This is a genomic window from Rheinheimera sediminis (genome assembly GCF_004005375.1).
In the GTDB taxonomy this organism is placed as follows: domain Bacteria; phylum Pseudomonadota; class Gammaproteobacteria; order Enterobacterales; family Alteromonadaceae; genus Pararheinheimera.
On record NZ_RZUF01000023.1, the window covers coordinates 1 to 21,619 of the forward strand.

Annotated in this window: 16 protein-coding genes; 8 read left to right on the forward strand and 8 right to left on the reverse strand. The window is 43.5% G+C overall.

Going from position 1 to position 21,619, the window contains the following annotated elements:
- Positions 1-487: 487 nt before the first annotated feature.
- Positions 488-1,138 carry an Abi family protein gene (locus EMM73_RS15625; RefSeq protein ID WP_127687737.1) on the reverse strand — a complete coding sequence of 217 codons (651 nt, stop codon included), beginning with the start codon at positions 1,136-1,138 and terminating at the stop codon, positions 488-490.
- Positions 1,139-1,309: 171 nt separating this feature from the next.
- Positions 1,310-5,428: a helix-turn-helix transcriptional regulator gene (locus tag EMM73_RS15630; RefSeq protein WP_127687738.1), complete on the reverse strand. Its 4,119-nt coding sequence runs from the start codon at positions 5,426-5,428 to the stop codon at positions 1,310-1,312.
- A gap of 187 nt (positions 5,429-5,615) precedes the next feature.
- On the opposite strand from EMM73_RS15630, the gene EMM73_RS20610 reads away from it, so the two are divergent.
- On the forward strand, positions 5,616-5,831 hold the full coding sequence (locus EMM73_RS20610) for a DUF7706 family protein (protein ID WP_458351832.1): 216 nt from the start codon (positions 5,616-5,618) through the stop codon (positions 5,829-5,831).
- On the opposite strand, the gene EMM73_RS15635 is transcribed toward EMM73_RS20610, so the two are convergent.
- From EMM73_RS15635 to EMM73_RS15650, 4 genes are all read right to left on the reverse strand, one after another.
- Complete coding sequence (locus tag EMM73_RS15635; RefSeq protein WP_127687739.1) at positions 5,828-6,856, reverse strand: DUF6685 family protein; 1,029 nt, start codon at positions 6,854-6,856, stop codon at positions 5,828-5,830. The genes EMM73_RS20610 and EMM73_RS15635 overlap by 4 nt on opposite strands.
- A 98-nt stretch (positions 6,857-6,954) precedes the next feature.
- Positions 6,955-8,019 (reverse strand): TniB family NTP-binding protein, encoded by a 1,065-nt coding sequence (locus tag EMM73_RS15640; RefSeq protein ID WP_127687740.1) that lies wholly within the window; start codon positions 8,017-8,019, stop codon positions 6,955-6,957.
- A 2-nt stretch (positions 8,020-8,021) separates the two neighbouring features.
- Positions 8,022-9,887: an integrase catalytic domain-containing protein gene (locus EMM73_RS15645; RefSeq protein WP_127687741.1), complete on the reverse strand. Its 1,866-nt coding sequence runs from the start codon at positions 9,885-9,887 to the stop codon at positions 8,022-8,024.
- Positions 9,884-10,513, reverse strand: a complete 630-nt coding sequence (locus tag EMM73_RS15650; protein WP_127687742.1) for a TnsA endonuclease N-terminal domain-containing protein — start codon at positions 10,511-10,513, stop codon at positions 9,884-9,886. The genes EMM73_RS15645 and EMM73_RS15650 overlap by 4 nt, the downstream gene beginning before the upstream one ends.
- A gap of 518 nt (positions 10,514-11,031) precedes the next feature.
- Between EMM73_RS15650 and leuA the strand changes: the two genes are divergently transcribed.
- From leuA to EMM73_RS15675, 5 genes are all read left to right on the forward strand, one after another.
- Positions 11,032-12,603 (forward strand): 2-isopropylmalate synthase, encoded by a 1,572-nt coding sequence (gene leuA / locus EMM73_RS15655; RefSeq protein WP_127687743.1) that lies wholly within the window; start codon positions 11,032-11,034, stop codon positions 12,601-12,603.
- Between the two features lie 2 nt (positions 12,604-12,605).
- Complete coding sequence (gene leuB / locus EMM73_RS15660) at positions 12,606-13,688, forward strand: 3-isopropylmalate dehydrogenase (protein ID WP_127687744.1); 1,083 nt, start codon at positions 12,606-12,608, stop codon at positions 13,686-13,688.
- Positions 13,688-15,112: a 3-isopropylmalate dehydratase large subunit gene (gene leuC / locus EMM73_RS15665; RefSeq protein ID WP_222422683.1), complete on the forward strand. Its 1,425-nt coding sequence runs from the start codon at positions 13,688-13,690 to the stop codon at positions 15,110-15,112. Before leuB ends, leuC begins: the two co-directional genes overlap by 1 nt.
- Complete coding sequence (gene leuD, locus EMM73_RS15670; protein ID WP_127687746.1) at positions 15,109-15,711, forward strand: 3-isopropylmalate dehydratase small subunit; 603 nt, start codon at positions 15,109-15,111, stop codon at positions 15,709-15,711. The genes leuC and leuD overlap by 4 nt, the downstream gene beginning before the upstream one ends.
- Positions 15,712-16,015: 304 nt before the next feature.
- Positions 16,016-16,387 (forward strand): DUF3718 domain-containing protein, encoded by a 372-nt coding sequence (locus tag EMM73_RS15675; RefSeq protein ID WP_127687747.1) that lies wholly within the window; start codon positions 16,016-16,018, stop codon positions 16,385-16,387.
- Between the two features lie 258 nt (positions 16,388-16,645).
- Here the strand turns inward: EMM73_RS15675 and EMM73_RS15680 are convergent, their stop codons facing one another.
- Positions 16,646-17,611, reverse strand: coding sequence for a hypothetical protein (locus EMM73_RS15680; RefSeq protein WP_127687748.1), 966 nt, complete (start codon positions 17,609-17,611; stop codon positions 16,646-16,648).
- 131 nt (positions 17,612-17,742) lie between these two features.
- On the opposite strand from EMM73_RS15680, the gene EMM73_RS15685 reads away from it, so the two are divergent.
- Both EMM73_RS15685 and EMM73_RS15690 read left to right on the forward strand, forming a co-directional pair.
- Positions 17,743-18,369: a trimeric intracellular cation channel family protein gene (locus EMM73_RS15685; protein ID WP_127687749.1), complete on the forward strand. Its 627-nt coding sequence runs from the start codon at positions 17,743-17,745 to the stop codon at positions 18,367-18,369.
- A gap of 271 nt (positions 18,370-18,640) precedes the next feature.
- On the forward strand, positions 18,641-20,137 hold the full coding sequence (locus EMM73_RS15690) for a YifB family Mg chelatase-like AAA ATPase (protein ID WP_127687750.1): 1,497 nt from the start codon (positions 18,641-18,643) through the stop codon (positions 20,135-20,137).
- 267 nt (positions 20,138-20,404) lie between these two features.
- Here the strand turns inward: EMM73_RS15690 and EMM73_RS15695 are convergent, their stop codons facing one another.
- Positions 20,405-21,589, reverse strand: coding sequence for a Bcr/CflA family efflux MFS transporter (locus tag EMM73_RS15695; RefSeq protein WP_127687751.1), 1,185 nt, complete (start codon positions 21,587-21,589; stop codon positions 20,405-20,407).
- Positions 21,590-21,619 lie beyond the last annotated feature (30 nt).

Here is a 21,619-nt window from a genome sequence, read left to right on the forward strand (position 1 = left end):
AATAGGTGTTCACTTTGGGGCAGAATACGCAAAAGCGGCCAAGGAGCGTAACCAAGCATTCTTTGACAAGCTGGGTTTGTCTTCTGCTTAGGAAATTCTATGACTATCTACAACGTCTACTGCGACGAATAGTCGCCACATTTCTGACACGTCTCAACCCTATATTGTCATCGGAGCGCTGCAATGCCCTCGGGATGAAAAGCACCGCATTGTTGGCCGGTTGCATGGCCTGATGAGTAAACATGGTATTAAGACGGAATTTGGTTGGAAAAAATATCTCAATAAGGCTGAGTTTTACCAAAGTCTCATCGTTGCTGCCGGACATGGTTTGCTTCTGCACGTCTGCAGCAGCACAATGAATTTGGTAAGCTAAGATGATTTGATGTTTAGCGCACTAAAAATCGAATGTCCGCAATTAAGGCAAAGCAGATATTTATTAGGGAGATCAAGTCTGAACTAGTACAACTAAATGCTCTTACTACTCTAATCAATCTGATGTTATATTCCATTCTGCCCATTTGGTAGGTAAGCGATCTTGGGTGTTTAGCCACACCGCAAGATCAGGTTCAAGCCAGTTTATAACCATTACCCCTACTGAATGTTGTTGAATTAACGTAGGTGTTAACCACAAAAGTGGTTCATGATGAAATACTCTATTCCGCAAGTCTCGTATCTGGTTTAGTGCTGATGAAATATTATGGCGTTTTCTTTGATGTTTAGGGCAGCGTGTAAATACTAGGCGTAAGTCTTTCCATAGAACATGTTGGAATTGGGTGTTAAAAAGCGAACTCCAAAATCCAAAAGTTAATTCTGCGATTATTTTGTCCGGAGTTTGAGGTTCATGGCGTCTGTTGAGCTTTGCTTTTGCGTAGGCGACTTCTTTATTTTGCCAGTTGAAGTTTGTATCTGCAACCCAAGTCTCCCACCAGTCTTCTCTTCCATAAAGCGCACTTAGCCGAGTATGGATACCATTCCGCAAGGCGATTTCTAAAACGTTGAGCATTGGCATCATAGCTTCAGATAGCTGCAGATTATAAGTATAATCGAGTGCGGCTTTTGTCGTATCACCAGCCCTAGCTGCGCTGTAACGGCCTAATCGAGCAGGTGAGAACAGCCTTTCTAAATCATTCCAGTTCATACTTGATCACTTTAAATCATCGTTTAGTGCTGCTATACTCAAATCGCAGCCCTAGGCTTAGTCCTCTCCCAGCTACCATACTGGTGATTGACACTAGGTTCGTCCTGGCCCTGTTAATTAGGGCCATCCTAATTTTATTTAAGACCCTGCTAACTGGCAGGGTTTTATTTTTTAACCTTTCACCAAACGAGCTCTGATATTTACAGCTGCATCGTGATGTTCTGCGTCATATTCATAAGATTCCGCTATTGAAAAGAGTAGATTTGTGGCTACATATGGATGAGACGGTAAAAGTTTATTGCCAAAGGCTCTATACTTTTCAGCCAATTCCCTTTCCTGATTTCCACCATCGTTAAATGAGCGGGTGGTCACCCCTCGTGAGTTAAAGACGCCAGTTCTAATTCCCTCCATCATGGGTTCTGACTGAATTTCTTCTATTACCTCTCTTACTTCTTCGCATGGCCAGAGGCCATCTTTACCAATAGGTGAAGAAGAAAATAGTTTACCTATGCAAAGATCTCCTACCTCAGCACGGCTAAGTTCGTTACAAGATCCACGCACTCTTGAAACCCACAGCCTTAAGCGTTCGATCTCTAACTCCCCTAGATTATTTTGTCCAGGAATTAAAGTTAAAGCTTCGAGCAAGTGGTAACCTCTCTTCGCTAAATTGTCTCTACTTTTATCTGAAATTTGCAGTTCTTCGGGGTCAGAAAGTTCATCCTTTCTTTTATAGGCCCAAGTTATAGCTTGAACGAAGACTTCGGGATGATTTTCGATATATTTTTCTAAATTGGGGATTGAGTTACTGCTGCGTTCTCCAGTTGATCTAGACGATAGCATTTCCATGTAGGCAAATTCGAGCCATGCTTTTTCATCCAACGTCAACTTTGTCGTTGCATTTATCAGCTTGAATGCTGTTCTTACGTGATAGCTATCTAGCCTATAATGTTCAGTGTCCTCATCCTCTCCTCTAGCTATGTCTGACAGCAGGCGGTACAGGAGCTTTATTTCTATTTTATCTAAATGATATTGAATAGTTGTAAAGGCGGCTCTCGGCCTTTTGATATCCAACAGTCTATACACTGCTTCTATATTCTCTTCCTCACTAGAATATATGTGGGAAGGAGTTACCTTGCTCCAATACAACTTTTCTGCATCAGCGTTTTTGCTCTTTGCAAGCATCCATATGGACTTTCTAAAGGGAGCCAATAAAAGTAGTTCTGTATATTCACTTAATGACATGCCCTCGGCGACTTGTTGAATGACTGTCTCTCGTTCTATTTCATTTTCAAAAGCGGCTAAAGCACCTGATACAAGACTTTTTTGTGAAATAGAGTCAGTATTTTTTGTTAACGCTACCTTTGAAGATTGTCTTAACAGATTGACAAGATTCACTTTATCCATCACTGCTTTTGAGCAAAGCCAACCAATTTCCCGAGGGCAGTTCCCTTGATTTGCTAACTCCATCAATCCTGGAATACCTTTTTGAGTCAAGATCTCTTTTAGCGCTACAGATCTCAACTGCATAACTCTTTCTTCTTGGGTTTTGAAATCTAAGTCTTCATTTTCTTCAAATTCATCAACAGATGCTTCTGGCCATCCCTGTTGAAAAAGCCAACTATATTTGTTTAGTAGATCTTTGGGCTCTAGATTTTCATAAACTTCTCTTGCGAAAGCACTGAGGCTGGTTTTTTTAACTGCGCGCCGAGAAAATAGAGTGATTCTGATTTTTTCACGCAACTGTGCTTTTTCTTTATCTGTTGCTTTGGTTTCTGCCCATTTTTTTATTATTAACCAAATCTGTTCTTGATGTGATCCACCTAGATGTCGGATTCTATCTAATAAATCTGTAAGCATTGAGAACGTGTATTCATCACGATTGAGTGCTAGTGACAACATTTCATTGATGAATGACTGTATTTCAGTTGAGTCTTTTAATGGCTCTCCAAATCCATACCCATCAGTTCTCCATTTAGGCTTACGATTGTAGTCACCAATGGTGTTATGCGGGTGAAACTGATTAATACATATTTTCCATCCTACATAGGGATACTTACTTATAATGCGTTTTACCAACATTATGCGTGTTTCCAAATTTGTTGCAGTCTGAGGCATCCAAGATTTGAAAATAGAAAGCAGCGAGTTGATAGGTTTATTTGCCCAATTATCTTCTATTTCGATCTGAGCTAATTCAGCCAGAATTGATACACTTCTGGGAAAGGTCAAAGGATTCCAAGAGAGGCTTTCTAAAGCCCAAAGCAATCCTGTCCGACTCGGGTGGTGGAATATTCCTGTTCCAACGGGTCGCATTAATTTTTTTATAACTGGATCTGCACTTTTTAAATCAGATTCCAAAATTGACAAAAACTCATTTGGGGCAGCTTCTGCATACAGAGGAAGATCTTGCTGATTAGCTTCTAGCGTTCGAATCGTTAGAGGTGTATCCAGTAATTCTTTCACTAAACCAGAGATCTCTGCTGACACGCTAAAGTTAATAAAATTTTTAAATAATGTGTCACCATGTATTGATAGCAAAACTAATGTTTCAGAGATACTTTCACGAAACACTCCTGAAAATTCGCGAGTTTTACCATAAATAGAGGCAGCCCATCTTTTGTCTTCATCTAAATCTAAAGCAGGGTTATCTTCTCCTAACACAATCTTTGATACTTCGAAAAAACGTTTAAGATCCTCACTGGTAACCACAGTACTGATCGCAAAAAGTAAATCTATTTTAGAAACAACCCCATAGTAACCATCTGTCATCCAAACAGGTGAATCGTTTAACTGAGCTAGTTTTCGGAATTCACGTTCTAATTGAGAGTATTTTGCTTTGCCAGAAATAAGCTCTAAACAGCACTTATCTGCATCATTTTGACTATTCCAAGCACCAATAAATAGGAACGGGACCAAGTCTATTTTTGTTTGGTACTCACTTGCCCAATGGGGGAGTTGAACAGCAGGAACCTTGGATAACCGGCGTCTGAGGACTGTAGGGGAACGACCTGATTCAATTGCTAGGCGATGTATTTCATCGCGGTTTTTCCCCATATCTTCCATAGCTATATTGAACGATTCTTCACTGGCTGGTTTCAAAATGACGTGGGGTTCAGTGTTTAACACGTTGTGTGGGTAAACGACAATCGAATGGAACTTATGTGCATAAGGAGCTAGCTCCTGCTCAATTTTCCGATCATAAATCACTGGTATAAAAGTTTGACTGCTCTCGGCCAATTTGGATAACGTCCCAGGCTCATCAAATACCAGAGTCTGATCTCTATAATGCGCGAATCCATTCTCATCATTTTCACTTAACAGTAAAGATATGAAAGCCAATCCCTCCTCTGTTGAATCAGCAGCGATAATGATTGGTCCTTCGACAGGTTTAGATAATCTTGATAGTACTATGCGCTTAGATGCTTGAACCGAAGAATGGAACAACATTTTTGACAATGGTGGTTCTGAAACTGTTGCCCAATCTGTCCAGCATTTTTCTAGAGTTCTAACCCCTTTCGCTGTGGCATGAGTCTCATTCGCTAGCCATGCTTGTGCGGCGAGAGATTGTTCTAACCATTGCTCAAGATCACTTGCATCGTAAGCTCTAACATCCCCCCATAGCTTTTCACTTTTTTTAGATTCAACCCAGTTATTTTTTCCTGTCCAGCGCCGAGGAGTGATAAACACAAAAGTCATACTTGCTCTATCTTGCTCACTCACGTTTTTAACGCTTTTTTTATAGTCATCGTCTGCTTTACCTTTGGGATTTGCATTTACCCCAAATTCCCAGCCGGACACTCCTCTCGGAATCCATGGGGTAGCTTCATCGGCTTCTACATATCCATCCCATTCAGGGCGTTCACCATCGTCATTCCCTGGGAAGTCTACTTTTGTAAGTTTGAATCCTGTGGAGTTGACCAGCGTTCGAATAAAAACGGGGAGTCGTGTTCTTGCAGATATTTGGGACGACGCCCATTGCTCAATATCGTTTGCTTTTAAATTTAAAAAGGGAGGTACGTACGTTTTTGTGATTATTTGATTTTCACTTAGTGGGGCTTTAGCTTCAGAATAAATACTTTGTTTTGCCAGAAGATTTTTGCTTGGGTAGTTAAAAACTTGTTCTAATCTCTTTGCCATATCTGTTGAAAGCGATGCTTTACCATTGAGTAAGTTAGAAAGTGCTGGACGACCAACCCCTAATAGTTCGGCTGCTTTCGTTACTGTAGTTCCTTTAGGAATTACTTGACTCTTTATGTACGCACCTAAGTGAGGAAAATTACTATCGTTTTTCATTAAAAACTCCGCACCGATCATTTATTGATCACAGTGTAGCGTGTAACGCTACAGAATACAAATTTTTAAGCGGTAGATGAAATTCATAGTTCATAAAAGTCGCAACATTCAGTAATCACTTGTTTTTATTAATATATTGTCCATCAAATAGTCTAACTACTTTAGGCTCTGAGGAGGTATTTCCAATATCACTACATGGTTATCTGACCGCCAAGCCTTGGCTCTACCTCAAATGTTCAAGCAAATCAGCTGGAACGGGATTCGGATTAATGCAGTGGATGATAACGATACATATCTGATGAGAAAGGCTGTATCGGCGTTGCAAAACAGCCGGATGGATACGCACCTTGGTAAAAACACGGGGTCAGCTTGTCTGGCACCGTGCTATTTTAAAGCAGTCTAGCCACTAGATACTGTCGATATACTCTTTGCTATTTTGTCATTTGTCCTTGTAGGATCACCCAGATGACAGCTATGAATTTCATGCATGTAAGGGGTCGTACAGTACTCCAAAGTGTTATCCACTAAATCGAGTAACGGGATAATAGTCTTCCTAGCTATTTGGTTTTTATACCATTGCTGGAAAACATGATTACCTATTTTTAAGTCTTTGTAGGGGATAAAACACATTACTGCATCGTTTACGCTGCGGTGTATTGCAAGGGTGTACACATTGGAAGATATATATTCACTGACTGCTTGGTCTATAGTCACATCATCTGAGTCTGAAAGCTTCGGGGCATGCAATTTTCTAGAAGCGACGAACATGCAATAATTATCTAGAAGGTTAGCGAGCCCTTCTGAATTCAGAGAATACTTTGTTACAACAGCATGTCGCTTATAGCTTCGTTTCTGATTTTTTATTTGGTGAAGAACCATAGCTGTATGGTGAGATCCGCCTGACTGCACCCCCACATACCTATTTAACCACTCAAAATAATTGACGGTAATAGGCCTGCTCTTCGAAAAACCCTCTCGATTCTCTATATACCAAATGTTTTGCTCCCAATCGCTATCATCTAAGCCCGAAAGGTTATCCGATGGGTACATAGCTTGGCCCCAAGATGCTGCATCAGCGAACCAACTACCGTTAATGCTTGGAGACCAAAGTGAAGGACCAAAGCTTTTTGATGCAGAAAGACTCTTAATATTAGAGAAATCGAAGTCGGGTATTTCATGTTTTTCAGTAACAACTAATTTTTTTAATGCTTCAGCCAGGTCATTTGGCAAATAAGGTGGATACGAGCGTTGAAGTTCGTGATGCCAGTCAAATAGTAATCCTGCGTCGGCACTGAGTTTGTAGAATTTTGGAGGAGTTAGCTGTAACGTATATAAATTATCTTCTTGTAGATATGGAGTTCCGTTATAAAGCCAACGAATTATTTTATGCTGCCATTTTTCTTTATTTTTTCCTGTTTCTATTTGCATAGATAACTATCCTGTATTTGGTTGTTACCTCAATCCGAGCGGTGCGTTAAAGCCAGCTCATTGCAACTAATGTACATTGGTGATTATCTGGAAAATGTTCATAACAAAATGCTCAAAGCCTCGTATGGTATTGGATTCTCATTCCAACGAGGGTTTCCATTAATCTCGATTAGGGTTTGAGGTAAAGAAAACATACGACCAATAGGGGCTGAAGCATTTGGAATATACCTGGATAGCTCTACAACCTCTGAAATCTTGATCTCATCAGCTTTCTGAGTAAAGGGATTAACTCGCTTCCGAGACGAAGAAGACTCTTCTGAAAAAAGCTTGTCAAAAACTTCAACAAAATGACTGACGTCTAATGTTTTCGCGCCGCAGACCATAGCAATTTTTATTGTCTCAATAAGTAAGTGCTTTAACTTTCGATTCTCACCTTGAGTTGCAGCGAAAAGCGCAATTGCGATATCAGCATCTTCCAATGTTGGCGGAGTATCAAAAGGCATATGCTTCGCTAGGCCTTTGAGGTATCGCAAGTAATACGCACGATCATTAACTATACTGAAATAATCAAGCCGTCTTCTACGAACCAGCCGTGACGACCATTGTGGCTCCTTTGCTATGTGATCAGCCCAAGGCATTCCAACAAGCACAATAGGGACCTTCGCTTCTTCGCTGATAAACTTAAGCGCATTTGCAATGGCCTGACGCTCTCTCTGTGTCTTATACTCAATAAGCTCTTGAAATTCATTGATGATCAAGAGTTCGACTTCAGCCCGGATAAGGCTATTAACCAGCGTAGTCACTAAGTCTGTTTGATACCCTCTTTTTTTTCTTTGCGCACTACCGAACAACTCTAAATCAGAAATCATGTCAATCAACGTTGCATCCAACCCTTGATTACTTGCTATTCGACTTATAAGTATGGGCATACGTTCACGCCCGTAGTGTTGCGACGCTAATACTCGCTTTCGGTAATGATTAATTAGATGACTCTTGCCGACGCCTGTATCTCCGGTTAACAGCATACATTGCTGGTCAGATTGAAAGAGTCGATTCATTCGCAAATCATCAAAATCGCTGAAAATGGTTTTTACTTGTGTATGCTCAACCAGACTGTCGCTAAAGGCCTGAAGCTGCTCATTTTGCAAAAGTCTAAAGCTCATTCTTAGAACGCCTCCAGAGAGCTTGCATCATCATCCCAGCTTTCAAGAATATTATTCTTTTTGGTAGAGGCAGGACTATCCTTTTTAGGTTCAACTAAACTGTCAGAGTGCTCAATCTTAATTGAGCCATGCCCAGTGTTACTAATATCAGCAAACTGAGCATGCTTTTTCAGGTTTTTAATTCTCACAACACCTTTCGAAGCCGCAAACAAATCCTGCTCACTTTTGATTCTATCGCGCATAGCCATCCGTGCCTTAGCAAGACCTAAAGGATTCATACTTTCACGTATAACCTCGCGATTGTAAGCCTTAATTACTTTATGTTCATGAAGGCTCAAACCTTTCGTGTAGCCAACAGGATCATCACAAGGAACAGTTAAATATCCATTTAACTCCTCAAGGTAAACCCGAATACTAGAGAGGTCATCAGGATTCACTTTAATAAGCTTTTCGGCACTCTCTTTAGTCTGAGGGTAATTCATACGGTACTCAGCTAACGCCACTGAGTCGTACATTAGCTCTTCATATTTAAAGCCATTTTTAGTCAATGTCCTTTCTGTACTTATCCACATATAAGTGTCGAAACGCTTTTCATCTTCTGGCTCCATTTTTAAGGGCGGTAAGGAATCAAAACTCTGTTGCCAACGCAAAATTGGCATTCTGGTCTGTCGAGAATTTGCGTCTTGATGATAAATATCGACAATCCACCGGTGGAACTCTTCCACAAAGGTAGAGAAGCGGATGACAGCGTCTTTTTGCGGATTATATTCTTCTCTCTCTAAAATGTTAGAGAATGTCTTTCCAGGGAAATCGCTTAAAAAATGTTTATTGATGACGCCGAAAAAGCGTTCAATAATTGGTTTTAACCATGGTTTACGAACCGGATTGTATTGGACATTTATTCCTGATTCACGACATGCCTGCTCTAAGTTGTATGACCAAAACTCGGCGCCATTATCAACAACAAGTGTTTCTATTTTTCCAAAGCATGGCCACGAATTTTGGAGTGTAATACTCAATCCTTCCAGATTTTTAGGTTTGGTGGCATGGACGATTGCTTTTGCAACTGAAACATAAGATGGTGATTTATAACTTAAGTGGAAGCCTAAAATACAGCCACTGAACACATCAATGAGTAAAGTTAAATAGGGCCTGCCAATAGGGACCAAGAGGTCATCGTCAATAAGGATCACATCTAGTGGAGTATGATCAATTTCAACTCGCTCTAATATTCTTGTGGGCGGGATATGACTAGAGCAATAAGCAAACCATTGATCTGCAGTAAACTTTCCATGTCTTGCTAATGCAACAGGGTAAGGAGGTAATGACTGAACTCTTTTTCTAAACGCTGTATATGAAATCTTAGGGATCTTGCCTTCAATAACGCCCTCATTTAGCAGTTCGATGCTATCGCAATAATACCGGTACGCATCAATAATACTGGGCCTCTTTGAATCCAGGAAACGCGATAATGCTTTTCCAAAAACGACTTCGTCTCCCTGTACTCTGCTTTTCCGATTTCCCATTGCATGGCGTTTCGCAACTAAAGATACAAAACCGCCACCGTTCTCTAAGTAACTTTGACGCCAACGGACCAGTGTTCGCCAGTTAGGCCTTTTTGCCATATCAGCAGCGAAAATCTTATCTAAAATGGGGTCAATATTTTTCTGAGTCCAGCCGCCTTTGTTTTCTTTATCAACCAGCGCAATAACCTTGTATCGATGAATAGCTTCCTGCTGCAGAGGGTCAGAGAAGGTATCCAAATCACGCTCAATAATTTCTGAATCTTTAAGTTTGACATACTGGGCTGGCGGGGTTGGTTTTACAGCATTATCTGTGTTAACAAATTCGTCTTTAAATTCTTTCATTCCGAGCTCCATACCAAAGGATTTAGAGTTAAATCTTCTCCCTCCAAATCAGTAGCTAACAAGCCTTTACTTATTAACGTAATTACTAGAGCACGAGTTTCACCTAATGGAAGGCTATGCTCTTCAGCTATCTGATTGAGCCGAATAGGCCCAGAACTTTGAAGCTCACTAAGCAGCGTACGCTGACGGTTGTTGACTTCATGTGGCCCAGAGTATCGGTGTAATAACTTGAGATTATTTAGCACAGGGTTTACCCGAACCTGTTTCTCAGTCACCAAGATAAGCTCTATTCCTAATGAGCTGGAGGTGGCCTGCTTCGCTACAAACCGAGCTCTAAAAATTGGGTCTAAGGTTTTACGAAAGGGTTTATACTCATGGAAAACGAGCCTTCCATCGACATACCTAATCAGAGTATCGGGAGTATAGGGTAAGCGTTTGCCATCAAATTCATAGTAAAAGCCTTGCGGCTGACTGCGAAAGCTTTCAACCGAATTATTAAATTCATGGTGAAAGCAGGCGTCAAATTCGATGGAGCCTTCACACATTATGGTTTCACCAACTTTGGCGCTGGCGAACTTGTATAAAGTTTTTACTGGTGAAGCTTTGCGTAAATTTCTGATGTACATATACAATAATCAGAGCAATTTCGTGTATGTAAAGTGTAGAAGACTTAGTGAACTAGTCAACTTTGTCATTGATTGGTTGTAAATCAGCGTAACTAACTGATTTAGCTGGCCATAAATTATGTAATAAAACTACAAAATCAGAAATTATGTCAATCTATGGTTTCAATTTGTCACGCTATGGTTTCTTTATGTCAAACTATGATTTCAGCGACAGATTCAGCGGCAACAAAAATACTTAGATATTTAGCCGTCTATACTGTTGCAAAGCCCAAATTGCCGTGATATTACTAGTAACAGTTGTATAAATTAAACCCAATGAAGACCCAAACAACAATGAATTTAAACCAGCGTTTTGCTAACCTGCTCACACTCCTCGTGCTCCTCAACAGGCCACGGGGCTTTGTGCATTGGTAAAACGACTGTACCAGTAAACTAAAAACCCCGTGCCACAGGCCGGGGTTTTTTGTTTTAACCAAGGCCACCAGAACGGGTTTAAATCAATCAATGAGGAAAATGTGATGAGTGGTCAGGACAAAATCTGGATTTTTGATACCACCTTAAGAGACGGCGAACAGGCGTTGCGTGCCAGTTTAAGCCATAAGCAAAAAATTCAGCTGGCTCATGCTATCGCCCGCTTAAATGTCGATGTAATGGAAGTGGGTTTCCCTGTGTCATCGCCAGGTGATTTTGAGTCGGTGCAAAGCATAGCAACCCAGGTCAAAGGCCCTATTATTTGTGGTTTAGCCCGTGCTGTCAGCGCTGACATTGAAGCTTGTGGTCAGGCTTTGGCTAATGCTGAGCGTCGCCGTATTCATACCTTTATCGCGACATCCCCTTTGCATTTACAGTACAAATTACGCCGTACTTTAGAACAAGCCACTGAACAGGCTGTTGCCGCTATTCAGCTGGCGCGTCGTTATACCGACGATGTCGAGTTCTCCTGTGAAGATGCAGGCCGCACTCCTATTGATGATTTATGCCGTATTGTCGAAGCCGCTATTAAAGCCGGCGCCCGCACTATTAATATTCCGGACACTGTCGGCTACACCATACCGAATGAATTTGCCCGCATCATTACTGATCTGCGTAATAAAGTGCCAAATATCGATCAGGCCATTTTAAGTGTGCACTGCCATAACGATTTAGGTTTGGCTGTCGCGAATAGCATCACTGCAGTGCAGGCAGGTGCCCGTCAGATTGAATGCACAGTCAACGGTATTGGTGAGCGCGCAGGTAACTGTTCATTAGAAGAAGTGGCGATGATTATCAAAACCCGCCCGGACATTCTGCCGTTTTACACCGACATTAAAAGCACTGAGATTTACCGCAGCAGCCATTTGGTCAGCCAGATTTGCCATATGCCTATTCAGCCAAACAAAGCTATTGTCGGTGAAAACGCTTTTGCCCACTCCTCAGGTATTCACCAGGATGGCGTATTAAAAGCGCAAAACACCTACGAAATTATGTCTCCTGAACAAGTGGGTATTCGTCAGAACGAATTAAACCTGACCTCCCGCTCTGGCCGCGCTGTGATCCAGCATCGCTTAAGCGAAATGGGTTACACCACTGAAGATTACAACTTAGACGAAATCTACCAAGCTTTTGTCACTTTAGCCGACCAAAAAGGTCGTGTCTTTGATTACGACTTAGAAGCGCTGGTGTTTTTCCAGAACTTACAGGACACCAACGAGCCGTACAAACTGGAATTCTTAAGCTCATCCACTCATACAGGCCACGTTGCCAGCGCTACTGTGGGCATTAGCATTAATGGCGAAACCCATACAGAAGCGGCCACAGGCAATGGCCCTGTAGAAGCTTCATTCCAGGCTATTCAGCGTATTGTTGGCACTGACGTCAAGATGGTCGACTTTAACTTACAGGCTAAAGGCAGCGGTGAAGATGCCTTGGGCCAGGTGGATATTATTGCCGAACATCAGGGTCGCCGTTATCACGGCGCTGGCTTAGCCACTGACATAGTGCGATCTTCAGTCTTGGCTTATGTGCATGTCTTAAATTTAATTGAACGCAGCAAACAGGTAGACGCCGCCAAGCAGGCTCGCCGTTTATCTGAATCACAGACAGAGAAGTAACAATGAAAAATTATAAAATTGCCGTATTAGCCGGAGATGGTATTGGCCCTGAAGTGATGGTTCAGGCGTTAAAAGTACTGGCTGTGGTGTCAGAAAAATTTGGTTTTGGCATTCAATCGACTGAAGCCTTAATTGGTGGAGCTGCTATTGATGCTACAGGGGTAGCTTTACCAGATGACACACTGAACTTGTGTAAAAACAGTGATGCGATTTTATTTGGCTCTGTTGGTGGCCCTAAGTGGACCAGCCTGCCACCAGCTCAGCAGCCAGAGCGCGCCTCTTTATTACCACTGCGCAAAACTTTTGATTTGTTTTGTAACTTACGCCCTGGCCAGATTTATCCGGCTTTTGCCGAGTTATCGCCTTTGCATCCCAAAATCAGCAGTCAAGGCATGGATATTTTATGTGTGCGTGAACTGACAGGTGGTATTTATTTTGGTGAAAAAGGCCGTACTGAAGACGTAGCTTTTGATACCCAAAAATACAGTGTCAGCGAAATTGAACGTATTAGCCGGGTGGCTTTTGAAGCTGCGACTAAACGCCGCAATAAAGTCACCTCTATCGACAAAGCCAACGTGCTGGCGACCAGTGTGTTATGGCGTGAAGTAGTAGAACGTGTCGCTAAAGACTACCCACAAGTACAACTGGAACATATGTATATCGACAATGCCGCTATGCAGCTAATTCGCGCTCCGCAGCATTTTGATGTGTTGTTATGCGATAACCTGTTTGGCGATATTTTGTCAGATGAAATTGCCGCCATTGCCGGCTCTTTAGGTTTATTGCCTTCAGCCAGTTTAAATGGCTCCAACTTTGGCTTGTATGAACCTGCCGGTGGCACTGCACCGGACATCGCAGGCAAAGGAATTGCCAATCCAATAGCGCAGATTTTAAGCGCTGCTTTAATGCTGCGGTACAGTTTTGCCGAAGAAGCTGCAGCCCGGGCTATTGAGCAGGCCGTTGCCAGTACTTTGGAGCAAGGCATAGTGACAAGGGATATTAATGCAGCTTCGAATTACGGCACAGCAGATGTAGGCGCAGCAGTGATTGCAGCCTTAAATGCAATAGAGACAAAGAGAGCTTAATGATGGCTAAAACCTTATATCAGAAAATTTACCAAAGCCATGTAGTGGCCGCTGTGAATGGCAGCACCGACTTGTTATTTGTCGACCGCCATTTAATACATGAAGTCACCAGCCCTCAGGCTTTTGCCGGTTTACGCCAGGCGGGACGCACTGTGCGCCGTCCTGATTTAACTTATGCCACTATGGATCATAATGTCTCGACTCAGCTGCGCAGCATTGACGCCGCGGGGGAAACCTCGCGTAAACAGTTGGAAGCACTGGCAGCCAACTGCAAAGAATTTAATGTGCCTTTACTGGATTTACTGCATCCGGACCAAGGCATAGTGCATGTGATAGGCCCTGAGCTTGGCTTAACTCAGCCGGGTATGATTATTGTTTGTGGTGATTCCCATACCTCGACTCATGGTGCTTTTGGTGCTATCGCCTTTGGTATTGGTACGTCCGAAGTAGAACATGTGCTGGCGACTCAAACTTTGCAGCAGCAAGTGGCGAAAACTTTAAAAGTGGAAGTCACAGGTTCGTTATCGCCTTTTGTTACCCCTAAAGATGTAATTATGGCGGTAATAGGCCAGTTAGGTACTGCTGGTGGTAATGGTTATGTGGCTGAATTCTGCGGCTCTGCTATTCGCGGCATGAGTATGGAAGGCCGTATGACGCTGTGTAATATGAGCATTGAAATGGGTGCCAAGGCAGGTTTGATAGCGCCGGATGAAGTGACTTTTAGCTATTTAAAAGGCAAACCTCATGCACCACAAGCAGAGCACTGGGATGCAGCCGTTAGCTATTGGCAAAGCCTGTATTCAGATGCGGATGCAGTCTTTGATAAAACAGTAACTATTGCCGCGGAGAGTATCAGACCCCAAGTGACCTGGGGCACTAACCCTGAACAAGTGATAGCTGTCGATCAGCCAATTCCTTCCCCTGAATCGTTCAGCGATTTAATTAAAGCTGATGCCGCGCGCCGAGCTTTGACCTATATGGGTATTGAAGCGGGCCAGAAATTAACTGACCTGAAAGTCGATGTGGTCTTTATTGGTTCCTGTACCAACAGCCGGATTGAAGATTTACGTCAGGCTGCTGCTGTGGTGCAAGGCAAACAAGTGGCCTCTGGTGTTCGTGCTTTGATAGTGCCGGGTTCAGGTCAGGTGAAACGTCAGGCTGAAGCCGAAGGTTTAGCTGATATCTTTAAAGCTTCTGGTTTTGAATGGCGTGAACCAGGCTGCTCTATGTGTTTAGGTATGAACGATGACAGAGTTGAAGCAGGCCAACGTTGTGCCTCCACCTCAAACCGCAATTTTGAGGGCCGTCAGGGTCGCGGCAGCCGCACCCATTTAGTTAGCCCTGCTATGGCAGCGGCTGCAGCTATTGCCGGTCGTTTTGTTGATATTTCGTCTTTTGAAAGCGTGGGGGGAAACAACCAATGAGCCAGATTTTTGCAGAAGGATTAGTCTGTCCTTTAGATAAAAACAACGTCGATACTGACCAGATCATTCCGAAGCAGTTTTTAACCTCGGTCAGCCGTGACGGTTTTGCCGAAGCCTTATTTTATGACTGGCGTTATCTGGCGAACGAAACACCTAACCCTGACTTTGTGTTAAACGCCCCGCAATACAAAGGCGCTTCTATTCTGCTGACCCGGGCTAACTTCGGTTGCGGCTCCAGCCGAGAACATGCGCCATGGGCTATTCAGCAGTATGGTTTTAACGTAGTGATTGCCGAAAGTTTTGCCGATATTTTCTTTAATAACAGCATTAACAACGGCATGTTACTGATTAGCCTGAGCGCATCCAATATCGAGTTTTTATTCAGCCGCTGCCAACAAGGCACACAAGAGTGGAAAATAGATTTGGCTGGCCAGCAGATTATTCTGGGCAATAACGCTGCTGTAGGTTTTCAGATAGACCCTGATATCAAACAGCGTTTGTTAAGTGGCCTGGATTTTATCGGCGCCAGCGAACAATTTTCACCACAAATATCAAGCTATGAAACCCAACGCGCCAACAACCAGCCTTGGTTAGGGTAACACTACTTTTGTTCAGACCGCATGGGCCGCGACTTGTGCCGGCCCGTCCATGGCTACCGAAATAGCCTATAAACGGGGGAAAACCCGACTACCACCTGATCGGAATTTAAAACGGAAGGGGCAAGCCCCTCCCCTGCAGACATGAATAGCCCATCCAGCCGTCTAGCCATAAACTATTGATTTACATCAGCTACTTGCTAATCATAAAAGTCGGGTAATACTTGGCAAAGCAGTATCAGACAGTATATAGTTTCATTATTATCAATTTTACCAGTTCACCTATGAACCTTTAAGGGGTATTTTTATGAAAAAGCTCGTTACGTTAGCAGTAGTAGCAAGTGCTTATTTCGCCGCAGCACCTTCAGTTTTCGCTCAGGATCAATGGGCTGTATCCTTGTGTGAATATACGAAAGCAGACGATAAAAACCGCGTCCGTAAAGTTTTATCTGATAACAAAGTTAACGTTCGTAAGGTCTATGATGCGATCCAATGCAACGGTGATTCGCTGATTAAGTTTGCGATGCGTAGTGATGCCTATGAAACAGGTTCTTTTCTGGTAAAGCAGATGCCTGCTAAAGCATTGGTTGCTGAAGATTTGGAAGCATGGGCTGCGGCCAATGGTTTATCAGCTTCTCCACTGATCAACGATATTAAAGCTCGTATCGGCCAGGATTAATCACTCCACCTGAGCCAGTATTTACTGGTAAAAATATCCTCTGTAAAAGCAGCTCCCCAAAGGAGCTGTTTTTTTATGTCCAGGGACGGACGGTATGTCGCAACTGTAAGGAACAGAGTTGCGACTATGTCCAGGGACGGACGGTATGTCGCAACTGTAGGGAACAGAGTTGCGACTATGTCCAGGGACGGACGCTATGTCTCGCAACTGTAAATATAAATAACAGTGTTGCGACAGTTCAGGCCTCAAAGCCAGAGTTTAATTTGTATTGGCTTTCAAATTCAGACTGGCAAAGTTGATAAAATCCTCTGCGCTACCAATTCCTGCCATGGCAGAACCATCCTGCATTTCGGAAAAAGTTGGGGGATCTTGAAATTTAAAACTGAGTTTTAAACGTTGGGGTTGCTGTATAAATCCCAGAAGAGGCTCACGTATTTGAACAGGGATTTGCTGATTTTGCTGCAAAGCTGCGGTGAGCTGCTGCTGCATCACCTCATAATCCGGGGTGATTTGCGCCTGAGCCAATTGCGCAAAAAGTTGCTGGAGAAAAGCTTTGTTTTCAAGTTCAATTGCACCATTGGCAACACCTATAACCCCAACTTTTTTCATCATATTTGGCAAATAGTCTGGTTGTTCAGATCGCTGCTGTTGCTGCTCAGGAGTGAGCTGTTTTACCTCTTCGGCATATTGCCATAACTCAGTAACACCAGTCAGAGCAAAACGGTAGTTGAGGCTAAAATGGTGATCTATCCTCAATTCTTGCTGAAAAGACAACTCGCCGGTTTTTGCTTTGTAGTTGTATTGATAATTTAACTCCATCAACAAAGAGCCTAAGTAATCAGCCAAGTCGGCTGGCAAAGCAGCCAATGCCTGTGGTGCAAGTTTTAAATCTTTGAATCGGGCAGCTCCATCTTCAGGTAAACCTTCCCGCTGCAACCCTATCAGCTCTACCTGACCTATAGTGACTAAATCACCCATACCAGCAATACCAATATGCAAATTCTGGATTTTATAACTTGAGGTAATAATATTGGCGGACAGCTTGCTGTAACTCATATGAATAGGCGGCATATCACCATGTTCAGCCAATTCCTGATACTGCTGATTACTGCGCTCTATATGACCAGCCATCAGTTGTTCAGCATTATGGTTAGCATAAAAAAGACCAGCTAAAGCGCTGGCAGATGCAAACAATGCGGCACCAAGCCAAATCTTTTTATCCATATTTTCTCTTCCTTCCACAAAACTAGCGACGCCATACTAGCATGAGCAGAAAATAAAACACCTGTCTGAACCTGTGATTCACACCAAAAGCCTGTTAATTTAACGTTATTCATCTCATTTTTTGGTGTGCTATGGAGCTCTATTTCCATTGGTTTGATTTATTAGGTATAGCGGTGTTTGCTATCTCAGGCACTTTAGCTGCGTGGCGAAAACAGATGGATGGCTTCGGAGTCATAGTACTTGCCACTGTAACAGCCATAGGTGGTGGAACCTTGCGGGATCTGATCCTCGACTCCCCGGTCATTTGGCTGACCAACAACAGTTACTTTTTAGCTATTTTTACTGCCGCCACTCTGACTATTTTATTAGTCCGTAACCGACTAGTGATCCCAAACAATACCTTGCAAATTGCCGATGCCTTCGGTTTAGCGTTCTTTGTTATTATGGGTACACAAAAAGCTATGGACCATGGCACCTCAGACTTTGTCGCTATTATGCTGGGTACTATGAGCGGCGTCTGTGGCGGCATGATCCGCGATGTATTATGCCGTGAAATACCAATGGTATTTCGTGGCGAGTTATATGCCATCACCTGCATTTTTGGTGGCTTGGTTTATGTGCAATTGTTGAGTTTTGGCGTAGACCAAATGCCTGCAATGTTATCAGGCATGATAGCTTTACTGGCTTTACGATTAGCTGCTATTCGCTGGCATTTAACCATTCCGGTGTTTGGCAAAAAAGCCAACGATTTGCGCTAAAGCAAGCTTGGCATCACGCCAGTTTTTTAGCTGCACCTCTATGCTTGACCATTTTGGCGCTATCGGAACAGCAAGACATGTAAAAAATGAAAGCTCAACCTCAGAAATGTAAGCTTATCGTTGAACACAAATAACAGCATGGCGGGTTTACAGAGTCTTTAGTCTTCATAGGCTATCGATTCAGCCGTAGTGGTATCAATTAGCCAGCTACACTGGCTAATTCAGATTCCATGGTTAAAATTAAGTAAACAAAATTATCTGAGGATGGAGTATGGCATTGGCCTTAGTCCACAGCAGAGCCCGTTGTGGCTTAGATGCTCCTCTTGTTACCGTAGAAGTGCATTTGAGTCGCGGATTGCCAGGTTTCCAGTTGGTTGGCTTGCCTGAGACTTCTGTCAAAGAGGCGAAAGACAGAGTACGTAGTGCCTTAATCAATAGTGGCTTTGAGTTTCCTGATCATAAAATCACGGTCAATCTGGCTCCCGCCGATCTACCCAAAGAAGGTGGGCGTTTTGATCTGGCTATAGCTCTTGGCATACTGCGAGCCAGTGGTCAATTACAAGCCGATTTGTCCAGATACGAGTTTTTTGGAGAGCTGGCTTTATCGGGAGAAATTCGTAGCATAGTGGGAGAAATCCCTCTGGCTTTAGCCTGTAAAATAGCAGGTCACATAGCCGTATTTCCGTTAAAAAATGCGATACAAGCACAACAAGTTCCCGATATGCAGCTGCGTGGGGCAGAGCATTTATTGCAAGTGCACGCTTTTTTATCCGATCATCAGGACTTACCCGCTATACCAGCTCTGCCCGACACTCTGACAGACCCCTACCCGGATCTGGCTGAAGTCCGGGGTCAGGCGCAGGCAAAAAGAGCATTGGAAATAGCTGCAGCTGGTGAACACAATTTATTAATGTTTGGTCCTGCGGGTACTGGAAAATCAATGTTGGCCCAGCGCTTAGCTGGCATACTCCCCAGGTTAACCGATCAGGAAGCGTTGGAAACCGCTGCCATTTATTCAGTAGCTGCGCAGCCCCGAACTTTACAACAATGGTACCAAAGGCCCTTTCGTCAACCTCATCACAGTTGTTCTGCTATCGCTTTGGTCGGAGGAGGTTCAATACCACGTCCAGGTGAGATCTCTCTGGCCCACAGAGGCGTGTTGTTTCTGGACGAAGTACCAGAGTTTCCGCGGGTCGTCCTCGAATCATTACGCCAGCCACTGGAAAGCGGTAAAGTGTTTATTTCAAGGGCTGCACGGCAGGCAGAGTTTCCAGCCTGTTTTCAATTGGTGGTCGCTCTGAACCCCAGCCCTTCGGGACATCATAAAGATGGCCGTGCCAGTCCTGAGCAGATCAGACGTTATTTAAGCCGCTTGTCGGGCCCTTTTCTTGACAGAGTAGAGTTACAGGTCGAAGTTCCTTTACTACCCAAAGGCAGTTTAAGCCAGCAGAAAAAGGAAGAATGCAGCGAAGTGGTGAAACGACGGGTCGATGCAGCCAGAATGGTGCAATGGCGGCGTCAGGGTAAAGCCAATGCCCGCTTAAACCTGACTGAGCTTGAACAGTATTGTTATCTGGAACCAACAGATGCCGAATATTTTGAAAGCTGCCTGACTCAATTAAAGCTATCAGCCCGCAGCTATCATAAACTGTTAAAAGTAGCTCGTACTTTGGCAGATTTAGCACAGCGACCACAGATAGAGCGCAGCGATTTGTTAGAAGCCTTAAGTTACCGATCTTTTGACCGCTTGCTGAACTATTTAACCTGAACTAGGGATAACGAGTGTCGACTTCAGTTGATTTAATCAATAAAATCAAAGACGTAAAAGTGTCTTTTCAAAAAGAAAAACTCTTTACTGACTGAATGCGCAGATTTTTATGGATCTCAAGGCGCTTTGTCGTACGCCATAGCAAGCTATGGCTAGACAGAGCAACGCAGAGAGGCACGAAAAGATGCTCGTTCAGCGGCGCTGCATATCCCGATTTCAGGTTATTTACTATGAAGCCGGGATAGATCGAGCCCATCACTTTGCATATCAGGAGGCTTTGACCGCTTTGGTCTGATACACCCCAAAAAACTGACTGATGGCAATAGCCAACACACCTGAACACATCAGCACAGCAAAAGGCAAGGCAGTGCCTGTGTAAGTCAGCGCCAATAAAGGGCCTGCTAAAGCGCCACTGCCAAAACGTAAGGTACCAATTACAGCTGTTGCAGTACCACTATGCTCCGGGAAGCGCATCAAAATCATCGCATCAGCATTCGTGGCTATTAAACCCAAGCTAGCCATCAGCGGCGCTATGCACAGCACAGTAAAAATTAAACCTGCTTCAAAGCCGTTTGCCAGACAAAGTGCTGTTGAACTCAGAATAGCCAATACCAGCCCGAGATTTAACATCCGCTGTGGGCCAAATCTGCCCACCCATTTGCTATTACAAAAATTTGCCAGCATTAACATGCCCACGTTTAAGGCAAACAGCAGGCTAAACAACTGCTCGTTCACACCATAGTACTCAATGTAAACAAAAGGTACTGCGGTGAGAAAACAGAAAAAAGCAAAAGAAGCGAACATCGAGGTCGCTATTTGTGGTCGGGCCGCCAGATTGGCAAAAACAACACGATAACCCGCTAGAAACTCCAGTTTACGGCCTTTTATTACAGGCACAGGATCAGGCAAAAAACGCCAGGTAAGCAGTAAGATCAAAAATGAATACAAGGCCAGCACCAAAAATATGTCCTGCCAATGACCAAGCCATAATACAGCACTCCCAATAGCGGGCGCGATCAAAGGTGCCATCATCATAATCATCGAAACATAAGACATGCCCTTTGCTGTATTTTCCTGATACAAAGCGCGAATAATACCAGGAACCACAACAGTGGCAGCGCTGCCAGCAAAAGCCTGAAAAGCCCGCAGAGCCAACAACCACTGCGCATCCTGACAAAACACCAGTGCAAAACTGGCCAGACTAAAAAATAGCAATCCAGCCAGCGCCAGAGGCCGACGACCTATCGCATCAGCCAAAGGACCAAAAAGCAGCATACCAAGGCCGTAAGCAGCCAGATAAATGCTCAAGGATTGCTGGATAAGACCAATGTCTGTGCCAAGCTCATCCGCCATTACAGGCATAGCGGGTAAATACATATCAATAGCCAGAGGCGTAGTTGCGACTATACTGGCAAGCAGCAGTAGCAAGCTAAAAGAAACTGTTTTACTCATGATCATACTCAGGCAGGAAGTGAATAAATG